The organism is Candidatus Poriferisodalis sp. (assembly GCF_965208485.1).
GTDB lineage: Bacteria > Actinomycetota > Acidimicrobiia > Acidimicrobiales > Poriferisodalaceae > Poriferisodalis.
Map to the genome: position 1 here is coordinate 1,701,209 of NZ_OZ242344.1, position 14,991 is coordinate 1,716,199.

A 14,991-nucleotide genomic window follows, 5' to 3' on the forward strand; every position below is an offset into this window, starting at 1 on the left:
GCCTGTCGGCCTGTCGGCGCATTCTCTCGGCTGACCCTGTGTTTCGGGCGCGGACGACCAAGCTCGGACAGCCGCCGGCCCGCTCGCCGTCACCCGGCGCGCTCGACGACGAACAGCGTCTGCTCGGGTTTGCCGACGACGACCGCTAGGTGCTCACCGGCTTGGCCGATCTCGCCGTTCACCTGATGCAGCTCCTCATCGGGGATCGGGCAGACCTCCCATGTCTGCTCGCCACGCTGCAGCATCGCCATTCCTCCGCTGACATGCACCGTCGTGGCGACATCCAGGACGATGGTCTCGTGCAAGGCCACGGTCACCGCACCGCCGTCAGCCGTGCGACCCGTGTTCAGCTTCACAGCGGGAACTGTGAGCCTGGACGGAATCACGGCCGTCCAGTCCAAGTCAGCGCCGGATGCCGCGGCGGCATGTGCATCAGAGCGAGCCATGTGCGGCCAGCGCTCCGCGAACCCCCCGTCCAACGGTGCATGCGGCCAGCTGTCACGGCGGATCTCGCCGAGCAGTTCCAGTTCAGCGACGAGTTCCGCTGCCTTGGGGGTCAGCGGGGAGGAGGCGTCAGCACATTGATCATCCAGCCACAGGCGCTCGGCACGCTCGAGTTCGATGGCGGTGTCGGTGACGCGGATCCGGGCGTCCAGCAGCTCCCAAGCCACCGTCGGCGGCGTGCCGTCATCAACGCGGACATAACGCCATGTCTCGTCTGTGCGGACCGCCACCACTTGGGAGCGGCTGCATTCGAGCGGTCGGACCACGCCGAACACGGCAACGCGCCCCGATCCGGACAGGTCGACAGCCACAACCTCGAGGTCGTCGGGCAGGCCCACCGACTGCCAGTCCGCGCCGTCGTAGGCATACCAGCCATCAGCTGCCCGAGCGACAGCGTGCCGACCGCTGAACGAGTAGCGCATGGTTGCATCCTCGGCCGCTGGGGGCGGCCGTACGATCGACACCGTCGTGGCGAACACCGCAGTCTCCGGGTCGGCGCTGGCGGGCGGAGCGCTGCCCCAGTTCGCTGACTCGTCAGCCGTCTCTTGCTCGAGCGCTTCGCTGTCGGGGGACGCGACGCCGGACTGAGCGGTTTCCTGCTGTTCCGGTCCGCCCTGCCGGGACTCGTCCTCGCTCATGGCTGCCTCGGCAGCGTCGCCTGAATCCTGCATCGGCGCCGAGTACTCGTCAATGCTGCGACTGCGCAGCGACATCACACCGACCAACGCCACCGCCACGAGCGCGAATGTCCCAACGCCGCCGCGCAAGGCGTTGCGCCGACGCTGCAACTGCGCAGATCGCGCCTGCACGCTCGTGAGCAAGCCAGAACTCACCGGCATCGACGAAGCCGCACTGCGGAGACGGTCGCGGAGACGGTCCTCAGCGGTCACGAGTCCTCCCCTTCGTCGGGTGCCGCTTCCAGCACGTCACGCAGCTGCTCCAGCCCGCGGCTGAGGCGACTCTTGACGGTTCCGGCGGCGATGTCCAGTGCCTCTGCCGTCTCAGCCACCGACCAGTCGAGGTAGAAGCGAGCCACGATCACCGTTCGGTGCGAGTCATTGAGCGTCGCCAGCGCCCGTTCCAGATCCACATCGCGCGCGCGGTCCTCAGTGGCGTGCGGCTGCGCCAGCAAGGGTCGTCGTTCGCGTTCCCGCCGGACCCGTCGCAGAAATGACCGTGCCCAATTCAGCCCGACCCGGAACACCCAGCCCTGCGGATTCGCATAGGTGCTGACCTGTCTCCAGCGCTGGCAGGCCCGGGCGAACGCCTCATCGGCCGCTTCAGCGCCCAGTGCCGCGTCGCGCAGGGCCAAGCTCAGCGCGCGGACCATCTCGTCGCGGTGGGCTGCGTAGAAATCCTCGAATCGGCTCGCCACAGCATCGAGGGGGGCAGCCCCGGTCCCAGACACGCCCTCAGCGGCGCTCACCGGGAATCCAGAACCGTTCGTGCCCGAACCCAACAGTTCCGAACCCACGAGCCTTGAGTCCATGTGCGTTGAACCGACGAGTCCGGAATCCGTCAGCACTGAATCCAACCGCGAGGTGCTGAACAGCGGAGCCGCGTCCATCACTGCCAGATTCACCGCTGCTGCGGGCGAGCGAGCCATCCCAAGTCTCCACGAAGACTGCCTGCACATCCAGACGCCGGCACGGTGACTTCGGTTCCATGCGCCTCATCGATGCGCGTCAGTGCGCACGTTCGCAGCATGCACGTCCTCAACGAGCACTCCTGAGTGGCGCAGCGCCTCGATCTCGGCCCGGCTCGCCCCGAGCCATTCGGCGAGCACTTCGCCGTTGTGCTCGCCTCGGTGCGGCGCCAGCGAATTCGACGTCACCCCCGAGACCGCTCCCGACGACGCCGTCGCTCCGGAGAATCGATAGGGGGTCTGCGTCACCCGCCGGGTGCCGCCGTCGCGAGCGTCAATCTCGATCGAAGAGCCGCGGTGCACTGCTGTGGGAGACGCATGCGCCTCCGCGGTCGTCCGGATGTCGCCCCATGCCAGATTCGCCTCATCCAACGCCGCCAGCATCGCGGCACGAGTGTCGAACGAACCGAGGAATGCGTTGATCGCGTCGCCCCGGTGCGCCCGCTTGGTCGGGATGTCGGCGTCGGGGGGCGACGGGTCGGCCAGCCCGTGTGTCTTGCTGAGCTGGCTCCAGATCCAGCGGAAGTCCCCGGCCGTCAGCACCGGACCGCCGGTGCCGTCCCACACCAGCCCGCCTTGGGAGGTGTAGGGCACGCCGTCGAGCCCTGCCTGGCTGCCCTCGTCGGTCGCGAGAAACGTGTCGAGCATCGCGAGGTCGATGTGCTGACCATGACCCGTCGATTCCGCGACACGCAGCGCGGCGAGGATGCCGATCGCGCCGTGCAGCGACGCATTGGTGTCGGCCACCGCCAAGTGCGGCTCTTGGATCGGCTGCTGGTGCATCGCCGCCGTCCGGGCCATCCAGCCCGACTCGCCGTGCAGCACCGCTGCGTATGCCGCTCGCTGTGACTCGGGACCCTGCTGGCCGAATCCGCTGATCGACAGCATGACCAAGGCGGGGTTGGACTCGGCCAACTCGGCGAAGGACAGCCCGTGCCGGGTCATCACACCGGGTCTGAAGTTCTCGATGAGCACCTGGGCTTCAGCAGCCAGCCGCTTCACCATCTCGGGTCCGCCCTCGGCGCGCAGGTCGATGCACATGTTGCGCTTGCCGACGTTCTGCTGGGTGTAGAAGCCGGCGAGGCCGGCGCGATTCACGCCCCACAGCCGCGAGACATCGCCCTCGGGCGGCTCCACCTTCACCACGTCGGCGCCGAGGTCGCTGAGAATGCGACCAGCCAGAGGACCCGACAGCACGCGGCTCATGTCGACGACGCGGATGCCTGCCAGCGGTCTCATCGACATCTGCTCCCCTCGCCGGTGAGGTTGCTCAGCGGGGCCGATCGCCGGCGATCGTCACCCGGAGCATGTGCCTGCGCTGTCCGTGGTAGTCGTTCAGCGCGTAGTGCTGGACGCTGCGGTTGTCCCACATGGTCAGCGTTCCCGGTTCCCAGCGGACCCGGCATGTGAACTGCTCTTCGACTGCGTGGTCCCACAGCATCTCCAGCAACGCCTTCGACTCGCGCCGACGCATGCCCGAGATCGCCTCGGTGAAGGCACGGTTCACGTACAGCGCCTTGGCGCCGGTCTCAGGATGGGTCCGCACGACCGGATGGGTCAGCCGCGCCTGGGCCTCGTCGGACACGTCGACGGTCATCGAGCTGCGCTTGCCCGCGTACCGATCCGAGTCGCCTCCCCGCCCGTACTGGCGAGCGGCTGAATGGACAGCCTCCAGGCTCTCGGCAAAGTGCTTCATGGTGTCGGACAGTCCCGTGAAGGCCGCCTGCTGGTTGGCGAACAGCGTGTCCCCGCCGAAGCGCGGCACCTCCACCGCATACAGCGCCGTCGCCATGGGCGGGCATTCCAGAAACGACATCTCCGAGTGCCAGCCGCCGCCGAAGTTGACCGTCTCGTGGGGCTCCTTGATGACCGGGACCACCTCGGGCTCCTCCGAGGCGCCGCCGAGATAGGGGTGACGCTCCAGCTCACCGAAGCGGCGGCCGAAGCGGGCAACATCAGCGGCATCCATCTGCTGGTCGCGGATCACCACCACGTGGTACGCGCACAGGGCCTCCCGGATTGCCGCAGCTGCCGCGGGGTCGAGCGTGTTGACATCGAGCGCCCCCCCGCCGGCTGCCCAGAGCTCGGCGCCCAGCGCTCCGGCCAGTGGGCGGATGTCCAGCACATCGGTCATCGATGCTGATTTCGATGCTGATTTCGATGCTGATTTCGATGCTGATTTCAATGCTGATTTCAATGCTGATTTCAATGCTGACTGCGGTGCTGCCGTGGTGCTCATCTCAAGTGACTCCTGGTTCTGCGCCGCCCGATCGCACTGCTGCCGGCGAATCGGCCAGCGGATCTGCCTGTCGCAGCCGTCGTGCCGCTTCACCCGCTGCCAGTATCGCCGTGTTGGGGTCCGGACCGCACGGGGTCATGTTCACATGACGGCAGCCCGCCTCGAGGTATGGCAGGAAAAACTCCACGATGTCGTCGACCGTGCCGCACGGCGTGTACTTCTCGAAGGCCGAGAAGGGCACCCGGTAGAAGCGTTCCAGTTCCGGCGCAACGCAGGCTGTCGCTTCCGCACGGCTGTCTCCGAAACCGACCCACAGTTGCAGCCCGTGGTCGGGCACCTCGGGCGACGGCGCAGCGACGATCCGCTCGCTCGCCGCTGCGGCGGCGAAGATCTCGACCGCCTCCCGGTAGCGGCGCACCGAGCACCAAGCCGCGAGCCAGCCATCGGCGAACCGCCCGGCCCGGCGGACAGCAGCGTCGGATCGGCCCCCCACGTAAGTGGGAATCGGCGGATCCGGGACCGGGGTGATGCGGACCGCTTCAAGCGAGAAGAACTCGCCCTGGTGGGCCACGGTCTCGCCGGCCAGCAGCCGCTGCACGATTTCCAGCGACTCGTCGGTCCGCCGGCCGCGAGTGCGGGGGTCCACGCCGCACACCTCCACCTCGTGACGATCGTCGCCGCCGATGCCGACGCCGAAGCGGACCCGTCCCGGCGCCATCTCGGCCAGGTTCGCGAGCTGACGCGCGACCGGCACCGGGTGACGCAGTGGCAGCAGGTAGACCGCCAGATACACGTTGAGATCGGGATGCAGATTCACCAAGCTCGCGGCGGTCACCATCCCGTCGTGTCCGTGGCCGGTCCGGAAGCTGACGTGATCGGCGAAGAACACGGTGTCGAAACCGGCTTCGGCGACATGGGCCATGATCTCGCGACGCTTCGCCAACGGCCGCTGCCACAACGCCAGATCGGGCGTCACGCCGACACGCAGCGGCGGAATGTGCGCCGTCGCTTGTTCGGGGGCCTGCGCCGACGCCCCCGCCGTCACTGCATCAGCCGTCATCGAGGAGCCTCTTGGTTCGGGGGGACATCCCACACGACCGGCAGGTGCTTGAAGCCATGCTGGAAGCTCGACAGCGAACGCTCAGGCGGACGGGCTGGTCCAGTCGCAGGTTGGGCAGTCCTCACAACGGTGATGCCGCCCTCGGCATCGTCAGCCGCCAGCAGGATCGAGACCATGTCATTGCCCGGGTTCGCTCCCTTGAACTCGGCGAGATCGTGGGCGTAGGCATACATCTCGGCCAAGCCCTCACGCGAGCGCGGATCGAACGGCGGCGTCGGAGTCGGCGTGCTGTCATTCGAGCCGGCATCGGCACGGACTGTGCTCACGTCGTTCAGCCTGTCACCTGACGCTCTGCCGAACTCGCCCCGGCCCTCGGTTCGCGCTCCAAACCATCGCCTCGCTCGGGCAAGGCCGGAGGCTTGGTGATCACGAAGAACAGCATTCCCACCGAAGTCAGCACAGCAAGCGCAACGAAGCCGGTGACGTAGCTGCCGGTGGTGTCCGCCAGCCATCCTGCGGCGAGCGGCCCGACGATCGGGCCGATCATGACGATGAGCGAACTCACGCCCATGATCGCCGCAAACGCCGACGATCCGAAGTAGTCGGCTCGCAGGGCTTGCATGAGCGGCCCGCGAGCGCCCCAAGCGAACCCGTGGAAGATCACGAACAGCACCACCACGAACGCGTTCGGCGCCCACGCCAGCAGCAGGATGCCGCCGGCGTGGCCGAACATGGCCACTGACGCGATGAGCCGCTTGTTGATGCGGTCGCCCAGCCAGCCTCCCACCGCCATGCCGGCGAGCTGCATGAGCGGCAGCGCAGCAGCGAACAAGCTGGCCTGCTGCAGCGTGTAGCCGCGCTCGGAGGTGAGATAGAGCTGCAAGTGAGCCATCACCGCACCCACCACGAACAGGGCGCTCAGGTGACCGAACGAGATCGTCCAGAACGCTCTCGTGCGCATCGCCTCCTTCGCAGTGAAGTGGACGTCGCTCACGCCCTCGGCGCGGACCGTCTTGCCGTTGGCGACGATCTTGGCCCCACCGTCGACCTCCTGGCCGAAATCACCAGGGCGGCCGTCGAGGTACTTGGCAAGCCACCAAGCGACGACAGCGCCGCCGACGCCGGTAGCAGCAGCAGTCGCACGCCAGCCGAACCACGAGAACGACAGGACCACCAGCGGGACGCACACTCCGCCCGCGGCAAGGCCCATGCCGCCGAATGCGAGCGCGCGGGCCCGCAGACGTTCGAACCACCGCACGATCGCGACAGTGACCGTCAACATCCCGCAGAGCGCGCTGCCGACGGCCATGACGAAGAAGGCGCCGTAGAACTGCCACAACGACTGCAACTGGCTGAACCACACGAACCCGGCCGCCATGGCGACAGCGCCTGCTCGGACAATGGCCTTGGGTCCGAACCGGTCGATCAGCCAGCCCTGCGCCGGACCCAGCAGCGCCGTCTCGGCACGATTGAGGGCAAACGCGCCCGACAGAGCCGTCTTGCTCCAGCCGTACTCCCGTTCGAGCTCGACCAAGTAAGCACCCAGCGAGTGCATGACGAACGCACTCTGCAGCCCTTGGACCACTGCCCCCGCACCCACCACCTTCCATCCGCGGAAGGTGGTGGTGGTGCGTTTGGACACCGGTACATCCTGCCTGATGCGGCCTGCTGCGTGCTGGCTAAACAGCCTTTTCGCGGCCTGATCCAGCTCGCTGACTGCGCTCAAGCACCTCCAGGAGGGGCGGCGGCGAATCTGCGAGACGCCGACGTTCATGTCGTCGGCAACGGCTGAGAGCGGATTCCCGTCGTTTTGCTCGAGGACGACGAGCAGCCCGACAATCGCCTAACGCCTCTTTGCATATTCGGCACAAACTCGCGGTTCTGCCGACATCGGGCAAAGGTCCCCCCATGCCGATGGCTCACTCGTCGTCGTGTCAGCCGCGACGGATCAGGCGCCGACAAGCCCGCTCGGTGCCGCCGACCGGTACCTGGTCTCTCTCATTGGGCGCATGCCGCTGGCGAACGCGCCGAGCTTGGCACCGATCCTAGGAACGGACGAGCGCCAGGTGCGAACCCGTTTGGACTCACTGCGGCGCGCCGGGTGGATCACGTTCATGAACGTCGGTATGACCGAACCGCCGCAGAATCGCTGGTTCCTCACAAGCCGAGCCGCTCGGGCGCTGTATGTCAACGAGCTGGCCGACGCTCCGGCAGCCGCGAGCGGGCGTCTCGAGCGCCTTCCGTGGACGGCCACATCACGAGGCGTACGCACCTGCGTGCGGCGGTTGGCTTGGCTGGAGATGCTCTACCGGCTCGCTCCCGGGTTGCTGAACTCAGGCTGGCTGCGCGTGCCCCCCAGCGATGCTGCGGAATTGTCCGATCTCGCCATGACCGATTTCCGGCTGTTCCGCTACGGCGGCTGGTTTCACGCCGTAACCCGCTACGGCGAGCAGTATTGGGTGACGTTCACCTTCGTGGGCCTGCACGCCACCGAGCGATCACTGCGGCGCAAGCGGACCCATCGATTCTGGGGGATCGACGCGTACTCAGCCGACCATGACGCCCACGAACGGGCCGTCGACCGAGTCTTCTTCGGCGATCCGAAGTACGACGCGGTGCCGTCCGCGCAGGTGATCCTGGCTGCCGATTCGTGGGCGGCTCACCTCTCGCAGCGCGAATTCGCCAGTGACACTCGGCCGCTGATCTGCACACCCGATGGACTCTGGGGCGATCCCGTCGATCTGCGGCCCTCCGGCGACTGGGTGAACGATCCTGACACGCCGATGATTGTGGGGCGAGCAGAGGATCTGAAGCGCTGGCGGAGCATGAACACCGACACGTTGGCCATCACCAAGCCACTGACCTACGCAGTGTTCATGGCCGTCGCGCAGTTCCCCGCAATACGAAGCAATCAGCTCAGCCAGCTGCTGAGCGCGTCGCCGCAGCGGATCAGCACGGCGCTCGTCACGCTCGCCGAGGTTGGGCTCATCAGCCGCTTCGACGGCCACTGCTATCTCACCGACAGTGGCCTGCGACGAGCGGCCAACCTGAGTCGGCTGCTCGCCTCCGCGCTCAGCCGGCGGCACGGCGCCTACCTGATCCCGACGTTCCGAGACCGCCAGCGGCGCCACGACGACGGCATCAACCGGCTGGTGCTGCAATTCGCCGCCGAGGGCGCTGCGGCGTTTGTCGGCTGGCGAGGAGAGATCAACGTGCCCAGCGTCACACAGGTCAAGCCCGACTTGGTGGTCTTGGTCGCAGACGGGCCGCTCGGCAGCGGCGTCTACTGCCTCGAGTACGAACGCAGCGCCACCACGCCCTCTGAGGTCATCGACAAGATCAGGCCCTACCGCAAGTGCGCCGCCGTGGGTCGCCCCGCGCCGCTGCTGATGGTCTGCGAGACCGAGCAAGCAGCCGAGAGGTTCGCCGAGTACGACTCTCTGCTGCCGTTGCTGGTCACCCACACGGCGGCGGTCGAAGCAGGCCGTCTGACGGGCGATGTCACGGTCTGGCGGCGGCGTGACGCCGACACCGTGTCGCTGCACTGCCTCCGCTAGCCCAGATCCGCCGACTGGTTCGGTTTGGGGTGGGTGCGCACCTGCTGGAAAGCCCCCTGAGATGGCATCTTGCTGTTGAGAGAGGCTTGGCGGTCGGACGGGCTGTCACCCGCCGGTCGCGGTCCGCGACCACACCAGCGAGATCGTGCGCATCCCGATGCGCAGCGAATCCTCTCAGCGGGGCCGTGTCCGCTTCGTCGCCGAGACCGTGAACCGGGTGCGCCGCCTAGCGCCCGACGCGGCGCTGAGGGTCCGCGCGGATGCGAGGTTCTTCTCGTGGGACCTGATCGAGCAGCTCAACACCCGCCCCGTCGCCGGTCACCAACCCCACCGGCCCCACACCACCGGTGAATCTGGGCTGGACACGGGAAAACGGACTTGCAGTCGAGAAGGCTGGTCCGCCGGATTGCGTCAATCAGCGCCGACCGCGACGGCGGCCCGGCCCGCGCGCGGACTGCTCGGACTCGGGACCCAAGTCACCGTAGACGTCGCGGGCGATCCGCTCAAAGTGCTCGCTGAATGACATGTCCTCACGGGCAGGACCTCTCGGCGACGATGTGCTTGCCGCATTCGCATCAGCCGCTGAGGAGGCGTCCCCGTCCGCAGCCGCAACCGCTGCTGCCGACATGCGGGAACGGCGAGTGCCGTTGTCGCGGACCCGGTCGCGTGCGTGCCGCGGCGCACGAGCAGCGCCACCGGCCCCGTCTGCGTCGCCTTCGGCGCCGCCGACCTGGGTCGGATCAGCAGGCGAGAGGCTGATCTTGCCGTTCGGATCGATCTCCTCGACAATCACGCTGACCACGTCACCCAGCTCGAGCACTTCGGTGACCTCGTTCAGCCGCCGCTTGCCGCCCAGCTTGGAGATGTGCAGCAGCCCGTCGGTGCCAGGCAGCACGTTGACGAACGCACCGAACTTGGTGATGTTGACGACACGGCCCTCGTAGGCGGTCCCGACATCGGGCGTCGGCGGGTTGACGATCAACCGGATCTGACGCTCGGCCTCCGCGACGACCTCGCGATTGGCGGCGCCAATGCTCACCGTGCCGACAGTGCCGTCATCGTCCACGTTGATGTCGGCGCCGGTCTCCTCCTGGATGGAGTTGATGACCTTGCCCCGCGGGCCGATGACCTCGGCGATCTTGTCGATCGGGATCTCGAAGCTCGTGATCTTGGGAGCGGTCTCTCCCACGTCCGGCCTCGGCTCGGCGATTGCCGCACGCATGACCTCGAGGATCTGCAGGCGAGCCTGGCGTGCTTGGGAGAGCGCCTGAGCCAGCACCTCGGCGGGGATGCCGTCGATCTTCGTGTCGAGCTGCAGCGCCGTGATCGCGTCCTCGGTGCCCGCCACCTTGAAGTCCATGTCACCGAAGGCATCCTCGGCGCCCAGGATGTCGGTCAGCGTCACGTACTTGCCATCCGCGTGCACCAAGCCCATCGCCACGCCTGCCACGTGATCGACAATCGGCACACCTGCGTCCATCAGCGACAGCGATGACGCGCACACTGAGCCCATCGAGGTGGAGCCGTTCGAGCTCAGCACGTCGGACACGAGCCGGATGGCGTAGGGGAAGTCGTCCTTGGAGGGGATGACCGGGAAGATCGCTCGCCCGGCGAGTGCGCCGTGGCCGATCTCGCGCCGCTTCGGGCCGCGCATGAAGCCGGCCTCGCCAGTGGAGAACGGCGGGAAGTTGTAGTGGTGCATGAACCGGCGCCGGTCCTGCGGGTTGAGCGTGTCGACGATCTGCTCCATGCGGGTCATCGCCAGCGTGGTCACGTTGAGCACCTGGGTCTCGCCGCGCTGGAACAGACCCGATCCATGAGCCGTTCGCCCGAGATAGCCCGCAACTGACGAGAGCGGGCGTACCTCATCTGTCGCCCGCCCATCAATGCGGAAACCGTCCGCCACGATGCGCTCGCGCACGATCTCCTTCGACAGCGACCTCACGGCCTCGCGGATCTGGTCCTTGGCGTCATCGAGATCGGCGAATTCTTCGGCAACCTCGTCGACGACTGCGCTGCTCGTCTCAGACTGCGCGGCCTCGCGCTCGGCCTTGTCGGCGATCGCCATGACCTCACGCATGCGGTCGGCTGCAACCTCGCGCACGCGATCGAGCACCTCGTCGGAGCAGTCCTTGCTGGAGACGTATTTCATCAGCGAGATCGGGCCGGACTGCTCCTCGACCAGGCGACGGAGCGACTTCTGCATCTCGATGATGTCGTCGATCCATTGCTTGGAGGCCTCGAGGCCGCTGGCCAGCACCTCCTCGGTGACCTTGGGGGCGCCGTCCGCGTAGTACTCGAAGGCCCGCTCGGTGCCGCCGGCCTCCACCATCATCACGGCGATGTCGCCGCTGTCCAGCTGGCGACCGGCCACCACCATCTCGAACGTGGCGGCGTCGGACTCCTCGTGGGTGGCGAACGGGATCCACTCGCCGTCGACCGAGTAGGCGATCCGCACGCCGGCGATCGGGCACTCGAACGGGATGCCGCTCAGCCACAGGGCCGCCGAAGCGCCGTTGAGCGCCACGATGTCATAGGGGTTGACGTGGTCGGCGCCGAGGATCGTGCCCACGATGTGGGTGTCGTGGCGGTAGTCGCTGGGGAAGTTCGGACGCAGCGGGCGGTCGATCAGCCGACAGGTGAGGATCGCATCGTCGGATGCGCGCCCCTCGCGCCGGAAGAACGAACCGGGAATCCGGCCCACGGCATACATGCGCTCCTCGATGTCGACGGTGAGCGGGAAGAACGATGCGCCGTCGCGTGGACGGTTCGACGCCGTGGCGGTGACGAGCACTTGTGTGTCGCCGATGCGGGACGTGACCGCCCCGTTCGCGAGGCCGGCGAGCACGCCAGTCTCAAAGGTGATGGTCTTGTCGGTTCCTGCGATGGGACCGGAGACCGAAATGGCTTCAGCCATGGTTTCTCCTGAAGTGAATGCGGGACTGCTGTATCAAATTTCGGCCCGCGTGCCGGATGTTGTTCATGCGATGGTGTGGAGTCCTGCCGCGTACCGGAAGCTGCGTCACATGCCGGACGCGATGCGATATGCGAGCGTCGGACGCGACCGGCCGCTGCGTCAGCGCCGGAGGCCGAGCTTTGCGATCAAAGCCCGGTAGCGCTCGACATCGTTGGCGACCAGGTAGTCGAGCAGCCTGCGCCGGCGCCCGACGAGCTTGAGCAGCCCTCGGCGGCTGTGGTGATCCTTGTGATGGGTCTTGAGATGTTCAGTGAGGTGCTCGATGCGCGCGCTGAGCTGCGCTACCTGCACCTCTGGCGATCCGGTGTCGGTCTGGTGATGACGGTGTTCATCGATCAGCGCGGCCGTTGGACTTGATCTTTTGGCACTCATGCCGTTGCTGTATTCCCTCTGTTGCGGCACCGAGCGGCCATCCCGATTCCTGTTGCAATTGCGACCAGGAAGTCAATTCCGAAGCTCACTGCGGCGACCCGGCCGGGCGACCCAGCCGATCTGTCTTGTCTCTTCCAGATTGGAGGCTACCAGCGAGACCCGCTGCAACGCCCTTGAGTGCCGACAGTCTTGCTTCCCGCTGTCCCCAGTCTCCCTTCGATCCAGTCTCACAGGCCGCTCAGGCTTGGGACTCAGCCTCTCAGGCATGCAGGCACTTAGCAGCGTCTTCGATGTCACGGCGAAGCTGAGCCTTCAGCTCCTCAATACCGTCAAAGCGCCGCTCGGGCCGCAGCCTGCGGACGAAGCTGAGCTTGGCGGATTCGTGGTAGAGGTCGCCGCGGAAGCCGATCAGGTGCGCTTCGATCAGCGAGCGTTCAGCGAACTCGTAGAAGGTGGGGCGGCGACCGATGTTGACCGCTGCGGGATACTGCGCGCCGTCCGGGCGGGCGTACCAAGCTGCGTAGACGCCGTCAGCGGGGATCTGCAGATCTGGCGTAGTGGGAAGATTGGCCGTCGGCACCCCGATCTGGCGGCCGCGCCGATCGCCGGCCGTCACGACCCCCCGCACCTCGAACGGGCGCCCCAGCAGCCGGTGGGCGCGCTCCACATCGCCCGCTGCGAGCGCTTCGCGGATCGACGTGGACGAGATGACGTCGCCGTCGCCGGTCATCTGCTTCACGAGCGGGAGGCCGACTACCTCGTAGCCGTAGGCGACGCCGACCTGGCGCAGTGTCTCGATGTTGCCGCGCCGTCCCTTGCCGAAGTGGAAATCGGCGCCGACCACCACTGCCCTGGCAGACAGGCAGCCGACGAGAATCCGATGTGCGAACTCCTCGGCAGGCACTGCGGCCTGAGCTTCGTCGAAGGCGACGACCAGCGTGCAGTCGACGCCGGTCTCGGCGAGCAGCTCGAGCTTGTGGTCAAGGTCGCACAGCAGCTTGGGCGCCGATTCGGGCCGTACCACCGTGGCCGGGTGCCGGTCGAAGGTCACGACCGCAGTGGCACACCCCCGCTCGGCAGCCAAGCGGTGCATCTCAGAGATCACGGTGCGGTGCCCCCGGTGGACGCCGTCGTACTCACCGACCGTCACGACGCTGCCGTGGTCGAGCACCGGACACCAGTCCAAGTCGCGGATGATCTCCATGTGCCCAACGCTACTCAGCGACTACGAAGCCGCGCGAGAAGGTCCGCTTTCCCGTTGTCGCACTCGTCGTTTCCCGCTCTTGTTCCCCATCTCGATTGGAATCGGGCTCGCGGGCCGCTCGGGCCACGGCTTCTCCTGCCGGCCCAGCCTCTCGGCCGGCGGACTCCGCTACGTCGGCAGGACAGTGGCGCGCAGCCGGTCGCCGCTGCGCTCGTGGACCCCCACGAGAATTCCGTCAGGATCGACGAGCGCCCATGGTCCGGAACCTTCGTAGCGATCTGCCCGCAGGCGGGTGCCGCTGCGGACCCGAGCGGTTTCGTCTCCGCTCAGGCGGATCTGGCCGAGATCCCGCACGAGCTCGGCAGGCTCGCGCAACACGGCCTCGGCGACCGGCGCCGCCTCCGCCACGGTGAAGGCGCCGCTGCGCGTCCGCCGCAGCGAGCGGACATGCGCGCCTCCGCCAAGCGCTGCGCCCAAGTCGGCGCCGAGCGATCTCACATAGGTGCCCGCGCCACACTCGACACGGGTCCGGTAGACGAGCGGATCGTCAGTAGGCCGGGTGTCGAAGCGGTAAACCTCGACCTCACGCGGTTCGCGTGCCGCAGTCTGCCCCGCACGGGCGATCTCGTGCAGCCGGCGCCCGCCGACGCGCACGGCCGACACCATCGGCGGCAGCTGCGAGATCGTGCCGACGAAAGCCGCTGCCGCCTCGGCGACCCCGGAAGGGTCGAGGCGCATGTCGTGCGTCGCGACGGTCTCGCCGGCCGCGTCCAGCGTGTTGGTGACGATGCCGAAGACGATGTCGCACTCGTAGGTCTTGCGGCCCGCGGTAGCGAAGCGCAGCAGGCGGGTGGCATTGCCGATGCCGACCACCAGGACGCCGGTGGCTGACGGATCGAGCGTGCCGGCGTGACCGATGCGACGTTCGCCGAAGCGTCGGCGCGCCATCGCAACGATGTCATGCGATGTGGGCCCGGTCGGCTTGTCCACGATGACTGTGCCATGTGTGGTCGCAGGACGGCGTCGCGCCATCAGCGCTCGCCGGGCTCGTCCCGCTCGGCAGCGATGCCTGCCAGCAGGTCGTCGATGCGCTCGGCCTCGACCACCGAGCAGTCGCGCCGAAAGCGCAGAGCCGGAGTCCGCCTCAAGCTCGTCTGATCACCGAGGGCTCGCTGAAGCCGGTGGTGGTGCTCGTCGAACGCCGCCGCCGCTGAATCGTCGTCATCTGCGTCGCGCACGTCGTAGTGGACGACAGCCAGCGTCAGCTCGCGATCCACATCCACGCCGGTGATGACGACCCCATCGAACGCCTCGTCGAGCCGTTCCATCTCCGATGCCACGACGCTGCGCACCAGTGTCCCGACGCGGTCGGTGCGCTCGTACCGGTGAGCAGTCGGCATCGAGCGCCTCCGGCTGCGTGGGCGACGAGCCAT

Annotated in this window: 14 protein-coding genes; 2 read left to right on the plus strand and 12 right to left on the minus strand. The window is 67.4% G+C overall.

Annotation, left to right across the window (positions count from 1 at the left end):
• Window positions 1–89: 89 nt before the first annotated feature.
• Together ACOGXQ_RS07835 and ACOGXQ_RS07840 are read right to left on the minus strand one after the other, a co-directional pair.
• The gene (locus tag ACOGXQ_RS07835) at window positions 90–1,394 is read right to left on the minus strand and encodes a hypothetical protein (RefSeq protein WP_419946847.1); all 1,305 of its coding nucleotides are present in this window, start codon (window positions 1,392–1,394) and stop codon (window positions 90–92) included.
• Entirely contained in the window at window positions 1,391–1,993 is a 603-nt protein-coding gene (locus ACOGXQ_RS07840) for an RNA polymerase sigma factor (protein ID WP_419946848.1), read from the minus strand. The genes ACOGXQ_RS07835 and ACOGXQ_RS07840 overlap by 4 nt, the downstream gene beginning before the upstream one ends.
• On the opposite strand from ACOGXQ_RS07840, the gene ACOGXQ_RS07845 reads away from it, so the two are divergent.
• Window positions 1,992–2,159: a hypothetical protein gene (locus ACOGXQ_RS07845; protein ID WP_419946849.1), complete on the plus strand. Its 168-nt coding sequence runs from the start codon at window positions 1,992–1,994 to the stop codon at window positions 2,157–2,159. The two genes, ACOGXQ_RS07840 and ACOGXQ_RS07845, sit on opposite strands and share 2 nt — an antisense overlap.
• A gap of 17 nt (window positions 2,160–2,176) precedes the next feature.
• Here the strand turns inward: ACOGXQ_RS07845 and ACOGXQ_RS07850 are convergent, their stop codons facing one another.
• The 5 genes from ACOGXQ_RS07850 to ACOGXQ_RS07870 form a co-directional block, all read right to left on the minus strand.
• Complete coding sequence (locus ACOGXQ_RS07850; RefSeq protein WP_419946850.1) at window positions 2,177–3,388, minus strand: CaiB/BaiF CoA transferase family protein; 1,212 nt, start codon at window positions 3,386–3,388, stop codon at window positions 2,177–2,179.
• Window positions 3,389–3,419: 31 nt separating this feature from the next.
• A complete protein-coding gene (locus ACOGXQ_RS07855; RefSeq protein ID WP_419946851.1) occupies window positions 3,420–4,283 on the minus strand; it encodes a TauD/TfdA dioxygenase family protein in 864 nt (287 codons plus the stop codon).
• 106 nt (window positions 4,284–4,389) lie between these two features.
• On the minus strand, window positions 4,390–5,448 hold the full coding sequence (locus tag ACOGXQ_RS07860; RefSeq protein ID WP_419946852.1) for an LLM class flavin-dependent oxidoreductase: 1,059 nt from the start codon (window positions 5,446–5,448) through the stop codon (window positions 4,390–4,392).
• A complete protein-coding gene (locus tag ACOGXQ_RS07865) occupies window positions 5,445–5,774 on the minus strand; it encodes a hypothetical protein (protein WP_419946853.1) in 330 nt (109 codons plus the stop codon). Before ACOGXQ_RS07865 ends, ACOGXQ_RS07860 begins: the two co-directional genes overlap by 4 nt.
• A 5-nt stretch (window positions 5,775–5,779) precedes the next feature.
• A complete protein-coding gene (locus ACOGXQ_RS07870; RefSeq protein ID WP_419946854.1) occupies window positions 5,780–7,090 on the minus strand; it encodes an MFS transporter in 1,311 nt (436 codons plus the stop codon).
• Window positions 7,091–7,457: 367 nt separating this feature from the next.
• On the opposite strand from ACOGXQ_RS07870, the gene ACOGXQ_RS07875 reads away from it, so the two are divergent.
• Window positions 7,458–9,005: a hypothetical protein gene (locus tag ACOGXQ_RS07875; protein WP_419946855.1), complete on the plus strand. Its 1,548-nt coding sequence runs from the start codon at window positions 7,458–7,460 to the stop codon at window positions 9,003–9,005.
• A gap of 415 nt (window positions 9,006–9,420) precedes the next feature.
• On the opposite strand, the gene ACOGXQ_RS07880 is transcribed toward ACOGXQ_RS07875, so the two are convergent.
• The 5 genes from ACOGXQ_RS07880 to ACOGXQ_RS07900 all read right to left on the minus strand — a co-directional run bounded on the left by ACOGXQ_RS07880 (window position 9,421) and on the right by ACOGXQ_RS07900 (window position 14,958).
• The gene (locus ACOGXQ_RS07880; RefSeq protein WP_419946856.1) at window positions 9,421–11,922 is read right to left on the minus strand and encodes a polyribonucleotide nucleotidyltransferase; all 2,502 of its coding nucleotides are present in this window, start codon (window positions 11,920–11,922) and stop codon (window positions 9,421–9,423) included.
• Window positions 11,923–12,081: 159 nt separating this feature from the next.
• Window positions 12,082–12,354, minus strand: a complete 273-nt coding sequence (gene rpsO / locus ACOGXQ_RS07885) for a 30S ribosomal protein S15 (protein ID WP_419946857.1) — start codon at window positions 12,352–12,354, stop codon at window positions 12,082–12,084.
• A 259-nt stretch (window positions 12,355–12,613) separates the two neighbouring features.
• Window positions 12,614–13,558 carry a bifunctional riboflavin kinase/FAD synthetase gene (locus ACOGXQ_RS07890; RefSeq protein WP_419946858.1) on the minus strand — a complete coding sequence of 315 codons (945 nt, stop codon included), beginning with the start codon at window positions 13,556–13,558 and terminating at the stop codon, window positions 12,614–12,616.
• 168 nt (window positions 13,559–13,726) lie between these two features.
• Entirely contained in the window at window positions 13,727–14,506 is a 780-nt protein-coding gene (truB, locus tag ACOGXQ_RS07895; RefSeq protein WP_419946859.1) for a tRNA pseudouridine(55) synthase TruB, read from the minus strand.
• An 83-nt stretch (window positions 14,507–14,589) separates the two neighbouring features.
• The gene (locus tag ACOGXQ_RS07900) at window positions 14,590–14,958 is read right to left on the minus strand and encodes a ribosome-binding factor A (protein WP_419946860.1); all 369 of its coding nucleotides are present in this window, start codon (window positions 14,956–14,958) and stop codon (window positions 14,590–14,592) included.
• Window positions 14,959–14,991 lie beyond the last annotated feature (33 nt).

Coding starts and splice junctions, on each gene's coding strand:
- ACOGXQ_RS07845 (WP_419946849.1), top strand. CDS start 1,992: ATGTGCGTTGAACCGACGAGTCCGGAATCCGTCAGCACTGAATCCAAC.
- ACOGXQ_RS07840 (WP_419946848.1), bottom strand. CDS start 1,993: ATGGACTCAAGGCTCGTGGGTTCGGAACTGTTGGGTTCGGGCACGAAC.
- ACOGXQ_RS07850 (WP_419946850.1), bottom strand. CDS start 3,388: ATGAGACCGCTGGCAGGCATCCGCGTCGTCGACATGAGCCGCGTGCTG.
- ACOGXQ_RS07855 (WP_419946851.1), bottom strand. CDS start 4,283: ATGACCGATGTGCTGGACATCCGCCCACTGGCCGGAGCGCTGGGCGCC.
- ACOGXQ_RS07860 (WP_419946852.1), bottom strand. CDS start 5,448: ATGACGGCTGATGCAGTGACGGCGGGGGCGTCGGCGCAGGCCCCCGAA.
- ACOGXQ_RS07875 (WP_419946855.1), top strand. CDS start 7,458: ATGCCGCTGGCGAACGCGCCGAGCTTGGCACCGATCCTAGGAACGGAC.
- ACOGXQ_RS07880 (WP_419946856.1), bottom strand. CDS start 11,922: ATGGCTGAAGCCATTTCGGTCTCCGGTCCCATCGCAGGAACCGACAAG.
- rpsO (WP_419946857.1), bottom strand. CDS start 12,354: ATGAGTGCCAAAAGATCAAGTCCAACGGCCGCGCTGATCGATGAACAC.
- ACOGXQ_RS07890 (WP_419946858.1), bottom strand. CDS start 13,558: ATGGAGATCATCCGCGACTTGGACTGGTGTCCGGTGCTCGACCACGGC.
- truB (WP_419946859.1), bottom strand. CDS start 14,506: ATGGCGCGCCGACGCTTCGGCGAACGTCGCATCGGTCACGCCGGCACG.
- ACOGXQ_RS07900 (WP_419946860.1), bottom strand. CDS start 14,958: ATGCCGACTGCTCACCGGTACGAGCGCACCGACCGCGTCGGGACACTG.